Source organism: Acinetobacter sp. AOR43_HL (genome assembly GCF_027854635.1).
In the GTDB taxonomy this organism is placed as follows: domain Bacteria; phylum Pseudomonadota; class Gammaproteobacteria; order Pseudomonadales; family Moraxellaceae; genus Acinetobacter; species Acinetobacter pittii.
In genome coordinates, this window is sequence record NZ_JAKTHX010000037.1 from 1 (window position 1) to 13,917 (window position 13,917).

Sequence of the window (13,917 nt, forward strand, 5' to 3'; positions counted from 1 at the left end):
TCCGTAATAGACCCAATAGCAAGAATAGACAAAAAAGGGAATATACAAATTATTCAAATTCATAAATGGCTATATGATGAATCTGGAGATTTCGTTGATGAAGACTTATATGAGGCACTCAACAATGGAGAAGTTGGAATATACATAACTTTGCAGTATATGATCATTAATATTGAAAATTAATTATTTTTTATTTTTAGTCAGTTTGAGTTCTTACTCTCTAGAGCCTAATGGTTACTACACATAAGACCTTATTAAGTATTACCTATTGATGGGCACATATTCTTTATAAGTCTTGATAAGTAAAAAAATTATATAGACTAAAAATAAAACCATTTAAAAAAAGAAATCTTTATCTATTTAAATATGAATATTTGATATTTTTAATTCAATCCCTATTGCTAGTGCTTAAATATTATGCCAATATGAAGTTGGAAATATTTCCGAATAGATATTTCCTATTTCATGTTTAAGCGTTTTTTTCGCTAAGTCCATTTCTGAATAAAAATAGGAAGTGGGCTTTTTTATTTTTAATTATTTCTGTATTATCAGTGTGTTGCTTTAAGTAACACTAAACCTTATTGATCAGCGCAAATATCAAAAAAGGGGGAGCTTGCCTACTAGGCAAGCTTTTTAAATTGATAATTTAAACACAATAATCCATTTTAAAGCTCAATAGAAAAATCAAACTTCCATAGCTTTTATTCGTACTAATTTATTGAATATAATCGTTTTTATAATTTTTAAAATTTCCTTAAACTAAAAATGGAAAATTTCTTGTTGCAACATTGTTATAATAGGACTACCTTAAGAAAAATACTTTATAAAAATGAGGAGCTGCTGAAATGCCACAGTGTCTCATGTTTGCGGAAAATATTTATAACAAAATTAAAGATGAGGAATTGTTTTCACATGACTGTATTGAAAATATGAACTTACTTATGACATGTATACGCAGAGAAATTGAGGGAACAGAATTTAAATTAAAATATAATTTTATTGATTTTGTTGAATTGTTTAGTAAACACTTAGATGAATGTAAAGTAAAAATAGATGTGAGTTTGATTCCTCCTCATAATTCAGAAGGTGAGTATATTTTATGGTTAGCTGGATTTATCGAAAAAATCACAGAAGGTGGACCTAAACCACCTCCGCCTATAAAGAAATTTATTCCAGAGTATATGGGCTTGAAATCTGAATTAGATTTTTTACCTTTAAATGAGGAAAAAATTCAAACCGAAGGTAAAGAAATTACGGATTACTTTAATTCAAAGCTTTATAAGGCAACTTTTAAGAAGTAATACTATATTGCCTGTGAGTTTAGCCACCGCCTTAGGGCGGTTTTTTTATGGGTGAGAATAATGGATTCTACAGAATACTTTTGGCTTACTCGGAAAAAAGAACCTAAAACCAAGCCTAAATCCAGACCGCTACCTAAAGCTACTCAAAAGTACTTAGAGGCAGAGGAAGAATTTACTGAAGCTTTAGACAATCTGGAAATTAAATACGAAAAGAAATTCCAGTTTAAATCAACAAAGCATTGGCGTTTTGATTTTCATTTAATTGAACATCGTATTTTAGTTGAAATTGCTGGCGGTCCCTGGTCAGGTGGACGTAAGGGCAAGCTGGCAACAAAGGCGTGGAGTATGGACCGTTACGATGTTGCTGAATCAATGGGATATACCGTTGTTCGGTTAGAGGCAGCACCAAGATTTAAGATTAATGAATCTGGTCCATTACAGATCCAAGCTCATTTCGCAAGCCAATGGCTTAAAAATTTAAAGAGGCAAATATTTAATGGATCAGATCAGACCATTTCCTCCAACTGATTTTATGGATCAGGCCGAAGAAGAGGAAGCACTCCGTTTAATACCTGCACCTGATTTAAAACTATGGGTAGTTGCTAATTTTCTTACGCTGGGTGGACCTTTACATAATCCAGATCACGACCATATCGCTGAGATGCTTCATGACAATGAAGAATTTTTAGCATTTGCTTGGGCCTCTTCTGCATATAAAAGCAAGCAAGCTATGGTGTTAGGCCAGTGCGAAAAAGTCATGTTCAATGTTGGTGGCTGGCGTAAAGCTAGACAAGAGCAACAGATGCGTGACTGGTTCGGCTTTGTGCCAACATACTTAATAACTGTCGACGCTTCTTTCTGTGAGCGTGCAAACGATAGCGAGTTCTGTGCTTTGCTTGAACATGAGCTTTATCACATTGGTGTAGAACGAGACTCGGACGGTGAGATTATTTACAGTGATCATACTGGCTTACCAAAGCACTATTTAGCTGGTCACGATGTGGAAGAGTTCATCGGTGTTGTTAAACGCTGGGGTGCAAATGAAAACGTTAAGCGATTAATTGAGGTCGCTAAAAATCCGCCGTTTGTTTCTGATTTAGATATTTCGAAATGTTGTGGAAACTGCGTAATTACCTGAGCCTTGAGGCTCTTTTTTTTTGGCTATTTAGGTTGACGTAGGTTGACAGGATTGAGGATATGGCGGCTCTAAAAAAAGAGGTAAAACTCTTTATAGTTCGTTCACTTGCCGTATTTAATACACCCACAGAAACTGCTGAACTCGTCAACCAAGAATACGGGATAAAAGTTACTAAACAGCAGTGTGAGAAATACGATCCGACAAAACGGGCAGGCGAGAACCTGAGTGAAGAATTAAGAAAAGATTTTGAAAAGACTCGCGAAATGTTTTTGGGTAAGCCTGAGGCAATCCCAATTGCAAACTTAGCGGTGCGTTTACAGCGATATGAAAGCCAATATCAAAAGCACAGTAGAAACCGTGTAGCAGCTTTAAGCATTCTTAAGCAAGCTGCTGAGGACATAGGCGGCAAGTACACGAATAAGACTGAAATTACAGGCGCTGGCGGCGGTCCATTACAAAGCGAAAACATTACCTATGTGACTGCTACCGATGAGCAGGTAAGGCAGGCGATAGATGAACTCGAGAACGAATATTGATCCTGTTAAAACCAAAGCTAAGCGGATCAAATGTGAGAAAGAACATTTATTTTTCACACGAGCATTTTTCTTGCCTCGCATGGGTTTTAAGTTTTCGGTCAATTGGCATCATGAATATATTGCCGACAAGATTGATGAGGTTATAGCTGGCAAGGTTAAAAACCTAGTTATTAACGTTCCACCCGGAAGCGGTAAGACTGAACTACTCACAAATCTTATTGCCCGTGGTATAGCTCGTAATCCTCGTTCGCGCTTTTTGTATTTGTCTTTCTCGCAATCACTTGTAGAGGATGTATCTGCAACAGCAAGGAACATTGTTAAGTCAGAAGACTTTCAGAGTTTATGGCCAGTAAAGATTTCTACCAGTACGGATGCTAAGTCTAGCTGGAAAACAACAGTAGATGGTTACGATGCTGGTCATGTTTATTCTGCATCAATGGGTGGGCAGGTCACGGGTCGCCGTGCTGGTACATTAGCTAATGAGGGCTTTACCGGTGCCATTATTCTTGATGACCCATTAAAGCCTGAGGATGCATTTAGCCAGACCGCTAGACGTAAAGCTAACCGTAAGATCCTAAATACGGTCAACTCGCGTAAAGCTAAATCTGATACGCCAATTATTCTGATCATGCAGCGTTTGCACGTTGAAGATCCGACTAACTTTGTGATGACAGGTAATGTACCTGGTGAGTGGGAACAAATCAGTATTCCCGCACTTATTGATGATGAGTACATCAGTAAGCTACCAGAGCACATACAGCGCAAAATTCCACGTGATGTTGAACGTGATGAGAAAGGCCGTCAAAGCTATTGGCCATTAAAAGAATCTTTACTTTCATTGCTGCAGCTGGAGAAAGGCGGGGAAGATAAAGACGGCGCCACAGTGTCACGCTACACATTTGCAAGCCAATACATGCAAAACCCTAAAAAGCTGGGTGGTGATCTGGTTAAGGCTGAATGGTTCCCACGTTATCTAGAGCTACCTGTTCTTAAATGGCGTGCAATATGGGCCGACACGGCTCAGAAGACTAAAGAGCATAATGACTTTTCAGTGTTCTTATGTGCAGGACTTGGCTATGACAATAACCTTTATATCATTGACGTGAAGCGTGGCAAATGGGAAGCACCCGAGCTATTGAAAGAAGCAAAAGCTTTTATCAATAAACATAAGGACAGTAACACAAAGATCGGCAAGCTTCGTTATATGGCTGTAGAGGATAAGGCGAGTGGTACCGGTTTAATTCAGTCCATATCTAAGCAGACCACTTTACCAATACGTGCGATTCAGCGAAGTACTGACAAACTCTCAAGGACAATGGACGTCATTCTTTATGTTGAAGAACGCCGTGTCTGGTTACCAGCTAATGCACCGTGGCTATTGAACTACATTGAAGAGATTGAAGGCCTTACTGCTGATTGGTCACATGATCATGACGACCAGTGGGACCCGACCATTGATGCAATTAATGATTCATTAGCCAAAAAGCCAACTGTATTTGATTAGAGGAAATTATGGCTGAAACTAAAAAGCCCGATGCAATTGGCGATGCAGGGGCGTACACAAACTTTGTCTCAAATATTGGTACCGAACGTGACAAAGCCTCACACGGTTCTTTCGTAAAGAAAGTAATTCCTGATGAGCAATTAGAAGCCGTTTATCAACACTGGTTAGCTAAGCGCATCGTCAACCGCCCAGCAAGTGACATGCTCCGAGCTGGATGGTTTTTTGAAGGGATTCTAGACAACGATTTATTGAAGCTTAAAGAGGCATGTAAGGCATTTAACTTAGATGGGGTGCTCTTATCTAGTTTGGTCCTTTCTCGCTTATATGGCGTTTGCTATGTGCTTCTAGGGACTGTGGACGGCGGTGACTTAGATCAACCGTTTGATTTAAACAAGTTAGGCATTGGTCGTTTAGAGTTTTTCACGGTACTTAAGAAAAAGCAGATTGAAGCCGATACCAGTAAATACTTATCGCCTAAAGAAGCAGGCGGACTTTTAAAGCAACCTGAATTTTACAAGCTTAAGCTCGATGGAAAGTCTAACCAACGGATCCACCACACTCGTTTAATTAAATTTGGTCATGCAGATGTGGTCAATGAAGAGCCTGTAAGTGTTTTACAGGAAGTTTATGAAGATCTGCTTGATCATGCCGCCGTTAAGAAAGCCTCAGCAAGTCTAGTGCATGAATCAAAAATTGACGTGATTAGAACCCCCGACTTGGTCGATAAGATCAAGGAGGACATGAAATCCGTAGTTGAACGTTTTTTCAGTGTCGGATTGCTAAAGGGTTTAAACGGAATGCTCGTCTTGGATAAAGACGAGGAATACGATTCAAAGTCTTATAGCTTTGGTGGTTTGCCGGATCTAATGCGTGAATTCTCTATTCAAGCAGCTGGGGCTGCTGATATGCCTTATACGATTTTATTCGGTCAATCACCTGCAGGGATGAATGCAACAGGCGAGCATGACACACGGAACTATTACGACAGTATTGCAACTAAGCAAATATGGTCCTTAAAGCCATTCATGATGAAGCTTTTAAGAGTAATTGTTCAAGCCACATTTGGTCGTCAGATTCCAAGCTTAGATGTTGTGTTCAATCCTCTATGGCAATTAGACGCTAAGGTCCGCTCTGAAGTTGAGAAAGCTAACGCTGAACGGGATTCCAAGTATTTAGAAATGGGCATCATCACAGAGCCACAGATAGCAAAACAGCTTGTTATTGATGGTGTTTATTCAGTGATTGATGAAAAACATATCAAAGAGCTTGAGACAATGGTGAAGCTTAATGACAACGATAATTCAGATCCTGAAACCCCACCTCCAGCAGGCGAAGAAACGTAAAAAAGGTCGTAAAGCTTCTAAGCCGAGAGCCGTGCACGTAAACCGCCGTGTAGAGCTTTATTACACGCGGCAATTACTGGCTATCTCAAAATATTGTCAGGAACAAACTAAGGAATTAGTTATTCCTACAGTAGGCCAGAACATCGGAGATGCATGGTTCTCGGACATGATGACGGCCTTTAGGGAAAAGCTCACAAAGTATGTTGTTGAGATTTCTCGACCGTTGGCCACAAAGGTTGTGACTGACACCCAAAAGGAAGTGGACAAGCAAATTGCAGAGCACACCAAAACAATTATTGGTGTGGATCTTACGCCATTCTATCGAGCTGCTGATATTCAGGATGAGGTAGATCTAAACATTACGGTTAATGTCAGTTTGATTAAGTCTATTCCGCAGCAATACGCCGATAAGCTTGAGGTACTAATTACTAATGCTTTGCAGACTGGACAAACCAATGAAGAGTTGGCCAAAGCTATTAAGCAATTAGGGTTATCTACTGATTATCGTGCACGTCTTATTGCTAGTGACCAGATGGGCAAGATTAACGGCCAAATTAACCGTGCTAGACAGCTTTCGATGGGTGTCGAGACATACACATGGCAAACGGCGAAAGATGAGCGTGTAAGGCCAGATCATCAACATAAACAGGGCAAGACATTTAGATGGGATTCACCGCCAGACGGTGGACATCCCGGTCAGCCTATCCGATGTCGTTGCACGGCATTGCCTAATTATGAGGATATCTTGATTTAGTTGTAATATTTAAAATTATCTATATGATTTATTTAGTTAATTAAGAGTTTAGTTATTATGAATGAAGATAAAAAAGAAACTAATGAGAAATATTCCGAACTCAAAGCTGTATACAAACTAGCAATTGATACAAGAAATTTTGAAATCCATCAGCTAATTAATAGAAATAATTTTTTTATGTTATTTCAAGGTGTATTACTTGCTGCGGTTTTTAGTAATCAAGCTAGCAAACCCTTTGTTGAATTTGTAATTTGTTTCGCTGGAATATTTATTTCGTGGCATCAAATTGGGGTAGCAGCAGGCGCTAAATATTGGCAAGAATGGTGGGAACTGAAAACTAGTGAAATTGAAGATCAATTAAAAAGTGCCATTGGAGCTGATAATTTTATTTCTCTCTTCGACCTTGATCATGAAGGAAATCATAAGGAGCAAAGTAATAAAGTAATAGCCAAGATTAATAAACATTCGGGTTTTATCGACTCAATAATCAATATCCTGATACTAAGAAAATACTCTGTTAGTCGAGTACCTATCAGAAGCGGGCTTGTTTTAATGATAACTTGGATTGTTTTATTTCTTAATACGATAGATTGGAGTGTTATTAGTACTTCAATAGATTTAAGTCAACTTATAGATGGTCATTTTTTTGAAAAGACTCCTAGCCAAAGATAAGTAACCATTTAAAAAATATTTAAACCCACCATTTGGTGGGTTTTTTATTGAGCGCAATTTATGAAAACCATTTACCAATTCAAAATTGGTGACTTTGCGCCAAGCGAATCGACACGCTCATTTACCAAAGAGGGGTATCTGAAATGCGTCAATGTTCGTTTAGCTAAAGCGCCTCAAGTACGTCAGTACTATGCGTATGAGTTTCCTTCACTGGAAGGTTATACAGCAGATCAAATCATTAATGTCTACACGCCTGCAGAAGAGCTTTTCAAGCCTGTGGCTATTCAAAGCTTCAATGGTGTAGACGCTACAGACTATCACCCACCTAAGAATGAAATTAACGCATCTAACTGGAAGGATTATCACATTGGCTATTGTGAGAACGTTCGACAGGAAGGCGATTATCTGGTGGGTGATTTGCTCATTAAAGACAAGATCAGCATTGATTTGATCCAAAGCAACGAACGGCTAGAAATGTCGCTTGGCTATGGAGCCTTATTAATCGTTGAGCAGGGTACTGCGCCTGATGGCACGCCATATCAAGCCAAATTTATCAATTTTATTGGCAATCACGTAGCACTCGTCAAATATGGCCGTTGTGGTGGTGATTGCCGCATCGGTGACAAACAGCAAACTCCACCAAAGGGGAATATATCAATGGAAGTTATTGTAAATGGTGTGCGCTATAACATTGGCGACAACACGCCTTTAGCGGATGCATTAAAAATCCAGCAAGAGCAGCTGGACAATTTAAAGTCGGCAAAGTTCAAAGTTGGTGATAAGCAATTTTCTATCGGTGATGAGCTTGGAGCAATTCAAGCAGTCGTAGATCAGTTGCATGCCGAAAAAGCTGCTCTTGAGCAAAAAGTAGGTGATCTGGAAAAGAACCAGATGACGCCTGAAAAACTTGAACAAGCTGCTGCCGAACGTGCTGCTGTTATTGCCGATGCTAAGGCATTGGTACCAACAGTTAAAACTGAAGGCTGTACATGTGAGCAAATCAAGCGTGATGTTATTGCTGCAAAAGCTGGTGATGCTTTAGTAACTGCTTTGATGGGTAGCGTATCAGTAGGTGATGCAAAGCCTGAGCAGATCGACACAACTTTCCGTGCACTCTGTGCTGTGAAGGGTACACATCCTTCTAATCCTGTTGGTGATGCTCTTCACCAGCAACAGCAAGTTAAAACTGGTGACGGTAAACCAGTAGATGGGGAGCCTAAACCAAACAACAAAAAAGAAGCTTGGAAACAAAGTTTCTAATTAACTGGAGAACTGCAAATGTCTTTAACCCCTCAAGCTATTCCGGGTATGCGTGCTCGCCTGCACATGCCTGAAGAAATTTTATCTTTGCCAGTTGCTGGTACAGGCGTAGTTAGTGACGGCGAAGTGGTAGTCCAATCTGCTGACGGAAAAACTGTAAGCACAGTAACTGGGGCAACCAATACAAAGTTTGGTGTAGTGGTTTTTCAGCACGTGGGTAAATCTGGAAAAAATGCCTTAGGAAAAGAAGCCTATCAAGCTAAGGACTGTGCACCTGTAATGCAAATCGGTTCTATCTGGGTGAAGCCTTCAGCTCCAGTGATCGATATCAATGCGAAGGTTTATGTACGTACTTCGAACCCTACTGCCCAAGCGCCACTTGGTTCACTTTCTTCTTCAGCATTATATTCTACGGAACTACCTAATGCCTCTTGGGAAACCATCACTGGTCCTGATGGATTAGCTATTCTTCGTTTGCGTGGAGCATAATCAATGTCAAAACAATTAGAACAAATGAAAATCCGCCTATCAGCAGTTGCACATGGGGTGCAAATCGCTGTAGGGGATGCATTTAATTTAGATAACTTTGCCAAGTTATTATTAAAGCTTGAATCAATCGATGAAATGACACCGCAACTTGCTGAAGCCCAAGCTTATGCAAAGTACTTACCAATTGAAGGATTGGAAGGTGCAGTTATAGGTTCGGCTAGTGTCTTGCAACGTAAGAGAGGTGTAGGACGTGGTAAGCGCTTCTCAGGTCAAGGTAATGATGTGCCATTAGCAGAGGTTGTTTACGATGAAGTAAAACTCACTGTACAGCCTGGTGTTATTGGTTATGAAATCAGTATTTTTGATGCTGCAGCTGCCTTAAAAGCAGATATCCAGTTAACGACTGACAAAGTTGCAGCAGCTCGATTGGCCTATGAAAATCACATGAGTGATGTCGCTTGGTTTGGCGAGCCTGAAACTGGTTTGCTAGGCTTCTATAATCAAACAGGTGTTGAGGTGATTACTTCTACGGTAGATTATACGACTGCCACAGTAGAGGTCATTCTTGCCGATATCAATAAGGCAATTAAAGGTGCTTCTAATGCCTCTAAGTTCGATGGCAGTATTCAACCTGATACTTTCGTGATGCCTGAGAATAAGTTCACTATTCTAGCGAGCCGTATCGTTCCAGATTCAGCGGGTAAAACGTTCCTTGAATACATTAAGGAAAAGAACACCTTTGCAATGCAAGGTAAAACACTGACATTCACTTCTGAAAGTATGCTTGAAGGTAAAGGTGAAGGTGGTACTGACCGCAGTATTATTTATCGCCGTGATCCGAGCTGTATTACTTTCCGTTGTAATGAACTGGAATTCTTGGCAGCTCAACCTATCAATTATGTGATGCGTACACCGGGACACTATATGTATGAAGGTGTCTATTTAAAACGTGTCGATTCTCTCCGCTACTACGATGTTGAATAAGGATTACTAAACATGCCAAAAATTACTTACAGCGGCTCTCAGGCCGCTTTTTCTTTTGATGGAATTCAGGTCGGTCAGGGTCAAACTGTGAAAGTTAGTGCTGCGGATCTCACGCGTATATCTAAAGGTAAAGCCTTTAAATCACTCGTTGAAAAAGGTGAGCTCGAAGTTCAGGAAATCCCAGATGAAGAACCAAAGGCAGGTGGTAAAACCGGTGGCCGTGGTGGTAAAGGCGGTAAACAAAACGATGCAGCAGGTGATGCGGCAAAAGCTGCAGAAGAAGCTGCTTTGGCCACCGTGAAAGCTGAATTAACAGAGCTTGAAGTAACGTTTAGTGATGATGAAACACTTGAGCAGTTACAAGCTAAGTTGGCTCAAGCTAAAGAATAAGGTGATTGTATGGACGTACAAACGTTTCGCCAGAAATTCTCGACTGATTCGAGTTTAATGTCTTTGCCAGATGCAAAAATTCAAGATGCTTTAGAAGAGGCGGATCTGGTTGTCTCTCAAATTGAGTTCGGGGCATTAAAGGAACGTGCTGTAGGTCTATATGCAGCACATATTCTTAAAGTTAGTACCGCAAGCGGCAATGGCGCTGCTTTTGGTACCGCCTCGAGTATGACAATTGCCGGCCAAAGCGTGAGTTATTCCCGATCATCGAAAGAAGCTTTCTATGATCTCAGCATGTATGGCCAGCGCTATCTTGCGTTAAAAAATTCCATTCCAATCGATGATGAAGGCACAAACCCTAATCGTTTAGGCGTTGGTGCATTTGTCGTATAGGAGAATCCCATGCCTTTTAAATATCAGGCACCAGAAGGTTACAAGCCAAGCAAAATTGTTATTGCTGGGCAAAACCTAGATATCAATAACGGCGTTTTAGAATCTGAGGATGACATTATCCATATTTTAAAACCCTTAGGTTTTGAGCGTTACGTTGAAGTTGTTGAGCCAAAGAAATCGACAGCCTCTGCTAAAGAGTAATTAAGTTATGAGCGATTATCGTGTTGATGCTCAGGTCAATTTTGATGAGATGAATAATCGCGTTAGGTTTGAAATAAGACGCACGGTTAACGCTCTTACTTTGCGCTTACAGCGGATTGTTCAGGAAGACATGTTAAGTGGCCAACGACTTAAAGTTCAGACTGGCCGCTTACGTGGATCCGTTTCATCAAAGGTGGATGAGGATAAGGATTCGATAGAGGGAACCGTGGGAGCTGGTGGTGCTTTGGTGCCTTATGCACCTGCACATGAATTTGGGCTAAATGGAGCTTTGGGTGTTAAAGCACACCTTAGGACGATTAAACAGGCTTTTGGCCGACCTATTTCACCTGTTCAGGTCAATATTAAGGCCCATTCTAGGAATGTTCGGTTTAGAGAATTGCGGTTCATGCGTGATTCACTGGATATCGTGGCCAAGATTGTGCCGAAAAATATTGATGCAGCAATTGAGCGAGGTATAGCAGGTGGATAGCGAAGCAATCTATCAGGCATTGTTTGAAAGGTTAAGCACAAGGGTAGAAGGATTGATTACGGTAAGTCGCCGTTTACGTCACTTTAACCATGTAACACCAGAACAGCGCCCAGCCATGTTTATTACACAAGGCAATCAGCAAGAAGTCCCGGTACATGGTTTAGATTCAAAAGTTGAACTAGCTGCTGAGGTTTATCTCTATATTCATGAATCGGACACTACAAAGCCGCCATCATCGCAGATGAATATATTCATCGATCGTGTACGTGAAGCTATTCAGCCAGATCATCCAGATTTTAATGAATGTCAGACCTTGGGAGGTTTGGTTGAGCATTGCTGGATAGAAGGCACAATAGAAGTGTATGAAGCAGTAGAAAACATGCTAGATGATCAGGCGATTGCCATTATCCCTATCCGGATCCTCACAACCAATTAACAAAACATTCATTTTATGACCGCCTCTATGGCGGTTTTGTCATTTTAGAGAGGTCAAAATAAATGGCTCAATATTTATTTGGTGCCGGCAAGATCTTTGCTACACCGATTCAAGATGTTTTCGGGCAGCCGATTAGCAACCCTACACCTGTAGAAGTAGGGGTATTGCAGTCGGTTGGTGTTGATATTAGTTTCGATTTAAAAGAACTCTTTGGCCGTGGACAGTTCGCCGTAGATGCAGCACGTGGTAAAGGCTCAATTAAAGGCAAAGCATCATTCGGGCGAATTAACGGAACCCTGTTAAATTCTATTTTCTTTGGTGGCGTTGTTGCTGAAGGTGGAATCGAGACAGTATCTCAAACCATCAATGGTGAAACTATCCAAGCAGGCGGCTTGGTTACACCTGTAGTTCCAAATGCTGGCACATTTGTTAAGGATTTAGGTGTTACAGATGGGAAGGCTATTCCACTAAAGCGTGTAGCCTCAGCACCAAAAACAGGAGAATACAGCGTTGATAACGCTTCAGGAGCATACACTTTTGCTACAGCTGATGTTGGCAAGATTGTATTCATTAGCTTCCGATATTCCGCGACAGTCGCAGGTGGTAAGTCGATCACAGTATCTAACTTAGATATGGGCTATACACCTGAGTTTGCCCTAGATCTTCAGCGGGATTACAAAGGCAAGTTCATGCACATGAATTTCTTCCGTTGTACCAGTAACAAACTTGGGTTTAGTTCAAAACAGGACGATTACGATATTCCTGAGTTTGAATTCCAGCCTATGGCTGACGATCTTAACCGTGTTTTCAAAATCGATTTATCGGAGTAATGCCAAATGCAATTTAAGCAAGTTGATAACCCACGTGGTAATAGTAAAGAAATTGCTGGTCAGACTTGGATTTTTGCTCCAGCACCATTGGGTACGATTGAGCGTTTCCAAGAACAATTAAGCTCAAACAATGTCCCAGCATCTGTAATTGTGGACATGGCTCATGTTTGTTTAAAACGGAATTACCCGGATATTACCCGTGAATATGTTTCTGATGAGCTCTTAGATATGGGTAACATGGAAGAAGTTTTAGCCCTAGTAACTAAAACATCCGGTTTGGAATATACAGGTAAACCCGCAGGTGAAAGCTCGGGGGAATAAACTGGGAGGAGCTGTACACACATTTAGTGTTAACGATGGGTAAAGATTACGACTATGTACGTAATGAAATGGACCTGCCTAGATTAAGAGCATTAAGTGCGTATCAGCAAAGTAATCCTCCCGCGCATATTGGGATACAACGGCTTTGCCGTATTTTGGAAGCATTTATGGGAATTGATGAAACTCCGCAAGCTATCACCGTTTCAGATGATGACGAGGACGATATGCTGGAAGTTTTGTCGAATTTTCAACAGGGTGGTTGAGGCTGCCCTGTTTGCATTATTTGTAAGCGTTGGTTAAAGTTTGTTGATTAAACTTTATAAGGATAAATCAATGGCTTTAACAAATTGTAAAGAGTGTGGGGCACAAGTTAGTACTCAAGCTAAAAATTGTCCAAGTTGTGGAGCAAAAGTTAAAAAACGCTCCTTATTAAAATGGATCTTTCTAGGATTTGTTATTCTATTTATTATTGGCATTATTGCTGGTGGTGGAGAGAGATCTTCTTCATCAAGTAGCACTAGGGAATTGTCACCTAAAGAAGATGCATTAAAAAATACTGTACTTGATTATGATTGGTCAAAAGGTGGTTTTGATAGTGTCATGTTGGTTGATTTTAAAATCAAAAATAATAGTAAATATGACATTAAAGATATCACTGTAGAGTGTGAGCACTATTCTAATAGTAAAACAAAGATCGACAGCAATAGCCGAGTAATTTATGAGATTGTTAAAGCTGGTGAAACTAAAACAGTCAAACAATTTAATATGGGATTTATACATTCTCAAGCTGCATCGTCAGGTTGTGGAATAACTGACTTAGTTGTAATTCAATAAATTTTCTTTAGAAAATAACCCCGTTCACACGGGGTTTTTTA

21 protein-coding genes are annotated in these 13,917 nt (G+C 40.3%); all 21 read left to right on the top strand.

Annotated elements, in window-relative coordinates:
- On the top strand, nt 1-183 hold a 183-nt coding region (locus MKL33_RS18570; RefSeq protein ID WP_042889335.1), incomplete at its 5' end, for a hypothetical protein.
- Between the two features lie 662 nt (nt 184-845).
- Entirely contained in the window at nt 846-1,301 is a 456-nt protein-coding gene (locus tag MKL33_RS18575; protein ID WP_270907426.1) for a hypothetical protein, read from the top strand.
- A gap of 60 nt (nt 1,302-1,361) precedes the next feature.
- Entirely contained in the window at nt 1,362-1,829 is a 468-nt protein-coding gene (locus tag MKL33_RS18580; protein ID WP_000378514.1) for a hypothetical protein, read from the top strand.
- Nucleotides 1,798-2,439 carry a putative metallopeptidase gene (locus MKL33_RS18585; RefSeq protein ID WP_270907505.1) on the top strand — a complete coding sequence of 214 codons (642 nt, stop codon included), beginning with the start codon at nt 1,798-1,800 and terminating at the stop codon, nt 2,437-2,439. Before MKL33_RS18580 ends, MKL33_RS18585 begins: the two co-directional genes overlap by 32 nt.
- A gap of 59 nt (nt 2,440-2,498) precedes the next feature.
- Entirely contained in the window at nt 2,499-2,975 is a 477-nt protein-coding gene (locus tag MKL33_RS18590; RefSeq protein WP_000729394.1) for a DUF2280 domain-containing protein, read from the top strand.
- Nucleotides 2,953-4,479 carry a phage terminase large subunit gene (terL, locus tag MKL33_RS18595; protein WP_216117467.1) on the top strand — a complete coding sequence of 509 codons (1,527 nt, stop codon included), beginning with the start codon at nt 2,953-2,955 and terminating at the stop codon, nt 4,477-4,479. The genes MKL33_RS18590 and terL overlap by 23 nt, the downstream gene beginning before the upstream one ends.
- An 8-nt stretch (nt 4,480-4,487) precedes the next feature.
- Nucleotides 4,488-5,822, top strand: a complete 1,335-nt coding sequence (locus MKL33_RS18600; RefSeq protein ID WP_270907506.1) for a DUF1073 domain-containing protein — start codon at nt 4,488-4,490, stop codon at nt 5,820-5,822.
- Nucleotides 5,767-6,576 carry a phage head morphogenesis protein gene (locus MKL33_RS18605; protein ID WP_004888044.1) on the top strand — a complete coding sequence of 270 codons (810 nt, stop codon included), beginning with the start codon at nt 5,767-5,769 and terminating at the stop codon, nt 6,574-6,576. Before MKL33_RS18600 ends, MKL33_RS18605 begins: the two co-directional genes overlap by 56 nt.
- 57 nt (nt 6,577-6,633) lie before the next feature.
- Nucleotides 6,634-7,248 carry a RipA family octameric membrane protein gene (locus MKL33_RS18610; protein WP_270907507.1) on the top strand — a complete coding sequence of 205 codons (615 nt, stop codon included), beginning with the start codon at nt 6,634-6,636 and terminating at the stop codon, nt 7,246-7,248.
- Between the two features lie 60 nt (nt 7,249-7,308).
- On the top strand, nt 7,309-8,508 hold the full coding sequence (locus MKL33_RS18615; RefSeq protein ID WP_270907508.1) for a DUF2213 domain-containing protein: 1,200 nt from the start codon (nt 7,309-7,311) through the stop codon (nt 8,506-8,508).
- A gap of 18 nt (nt 8,509-8,526) precedes the next feature.
- A complete protein-coding gene (locus MKL33_RS18620) occupies nt 8,527-8,997 on the top strand; it encodes a structural cement protein Gp24 (protein WP_270907509.1) in 471 nt (156 codons plus the stop codon).
- A 3-nt stretch (nt 8,998-9,000) separates the two neighbouring features.
- The gene (locus tag MKL33_RS18625) at nt 9,001-9,981 is read left to right on the top strand and encodes a major capsid family protein (RefSeq protein ID WP_270907510.1); all 981 of its coding nucleotides are present in this window, start codon (nt 9,001-9,003) and stop codon (nt 9,979-9,981) included.
- 12 nt (nt 9,982-9,993) lie between these two features.
- Nucleotides 9,994-10,371, top strand: coding sequence for a hypothetical protein (locus tag MKL33_RS18630; RefSeq protein WP_057054497.1), 378 nt, complete (start codon nt 9,994-9,996; stop codon nt 10,369-10,371).
- A gap of 9 nt (nt 10,372-10,380) precedes the next feature.
- Entirely contained in the window at nt 10,381-10,764 is a 384-nt protein-coding gene (locus MKL33_RS18635) for a DUF4054 domain-containing protein (RefSeq protein WP_238826511.1), read from the top strand.
- 9 nt (nt 10,765-10,773) lie between these two features.
- Nucleotides 10,774-10,965 (top strand): hypothetical protein, encoded by a 192-nt coding sequence (locus MKL33_RS18640; RefSeq protein ID WP_004834521.1) that lies wholly within the window; start codon nt 10,774-10,776, stop codon nt 10,963-10,965.
- 7 nt (nt 10,966-10,972) lie between these two features.
- A complete protein-coding gene (locus MKL33_RS18645) occupies nt 10,973-11,455 on the top strand; it encodes a hypothetical protein (RefSeq protein WP_046127699.1) in 483 nt (160 codons plus the stop codon).
- A complete protein-coding gene (locus MKL33_RS18650; protein WP_000376613.1) occupies nt 11,448-11,891 on the top strand; it encodes a hypothetical protein in 444 nt (147 codons plus the stop codon). Before MKL33_RS18645 ends, MKL33_RS18650 begins: the two co-directional genes overlap by 8 nt.
- Nucleotides 11,892-11,953: 62 nt before the next feature.
- Nucleotides 11,954-12,721: a hypothetical protein gene (locus MKL33_RS18655; RefSeq protein ID WP_270907511.1), complete on the top strand. Its 768-nt coding sequence runs from the start codon at nt 11,954-11,956 to the stop codon at nt 12,719-12,721.
- Nucleotides 12,722-12,727: 6 nt separating this feature from the next.
- A complete protein-coding gene (locus tag MKL33_RS18660; protein WP_001159813.1) occupies nt 12,728-13,042 on the top strand; it encodes a hypothetical protein in 315 nt (104 codons plus the stop codon).
- A 35-nt stretch (nt 13,043-13,077) separates the two neighbouring features.
- Entirely contained in the window at nt 13,078-13,305 is a 228-nt protein-coding gene (locus tag MKL33_RS18665; RefSeq protein WP_270907512.1) for a hypothetical protein, read from the top strand.
- 70 nt (nt 13,306-13,375) lie between these two features.
- Nucleotides 13,376-13,876: a zinc ribbon domain-containing protein gene (locus tag MKL33_RS18670; RefSeq protein WP_270907513.1), complete on the top strand. Its 501-nt coding sequence runs from the start codon at nt 13,376-13,378 to the stop codon at nt 13,874-13,876.
- The last annotated feature ends 41 nt before the right edge of the window (nt 13,877-13,917 follow it).

Bases quoted from the DNA above. Each gene is read 5' to 3' on its own strand.
- MKL33_RS18575 (WP_270907426.1), top strand. From the start codon at position 846: ATGCCACAGTGTCTCATGTTTGCGGAAAATATTTATAACAAAATTAAA.
- MKL33_RS18580 (WP_000378514.1), top strand. From the start codon at position 1,362: ATGGATTCTACAGAATACTTTTGGCTTACTCGGAAAAAAGAACCTAAA.
- MKL33_RS18585 (WP_270907505.1), top strand. From the start codon at position 1,798: ATGGATCAGATCAGACCATTTCCTCCAACTGATTTTATGGATCAGGCC.
- MKL33_RS18590 (WP_000729394.1), top strand. From the start codon at position 2,499: ATGGCGGCTCTAAAAAAAGAGGTAAAACTCTTTATAGTTCGTTCACTT.
- terL (WP_216117467.1), top strand. From the start codon at position 2,953: ATGAACTCGAGAACGAATATTGATCCTGTTAAAACCAAAGCTAAGCGG.
- MKL33_RS18600 (WP_270907506.1), top strand. From the start codon at position 4,488: ATGGCTGAAACTAAAAAGCCCGATGCAATTGGCGATGCAGGGGCGTAC.
- MKL33_RS18605 (WP_004888044.1), top strand. From the start codon at position 5,767: ATGACAACGATAATTCAGATCCTGAAACCCCACCTCCAGCAGGCGAAG.
- MKL33_RS18610 (WP_270907507.1), top strand. From the start codon at position 6,634: ATGAATGAAGATAAAAAAGAAACTAATGAGAAATATTCCGAACTCAAA.
- MKL33_RS18615 (WP_270907508.1), top strand. From the start codon at position 7,309: ATGAAAACCATTTACCAATTCAAAATTGGTGACTTTGCGCCAAGCGAA.
- MKL33_RS18620 (WP_270907509.1), top strand. From the start codon at position 8,527: ATGTCTTTAACCCCTCAAGCTATTCCGGGTATGCGTGCTCGCCTGCAC.
- MKL33_RS18625 (WP_270907510.1), top strand. From the start codon at position 9,001: ATGTCAAAACAATTAGAACAAATGAAAATCCGCCTATCAGCAGTTGCA.
- MKL33_RS18630 (WP_057054497.1), top strand. From the start codon at position 9,994: ATGCCAAAAATTACTTACAGCGGCTCTCAGGCCGCTTTTTCTTTTGAT.
- MKL33_RS18635 (WP_238826511.1), top strand. From the start codon at position 10,381: ATGGACGTACAAACGTTTCGCCAGAAATTCTCGACTGATTCGAGTTTA.
- MKL33_RS18640 (WP_004834521.1), top strand. From the start codon at position 10,774: ATGCCTTTTAAATATCAGGCACCAGAAGGTTACAAGCCAAGCAAAATT.
- MKL33_RS18645 (WP_046127699.1), top strand. From the start codon at position 10,973: ATGAGCGATTATCGTGTTGATGCTCAGGTCAATTTTGATGAGATGAAT.
- MKL33_RS18655 (WP_270907511.1), top strand. From the start codon at position 11,954: ATGGCTCAATATTTATTTGGTGCCGGCAAGATCTTTGCTACACCGATT.
- MKL33_RS18660 (WP_001159813.1), top strand. From the start codon at position 12,728: ATGCAATTTAAGCAAGTTGATAACCCACGTGGTAATAGTAAAGAAATT.
- MKL33_RS18665 (WP_270907512.1), top strand. From the start codon at position 13,078: ATGGGTAAAGATTACGACTATGTACGTAATGAAATGGACCTGCCTAGA.
- MKL33_RS18670 (WP_270907513.1), top strand. From the start codon at position 13,376: ATGGCTTTAACAAATTGTAAAGAGTGTGGGGCACAAGTTAGTACTCAA.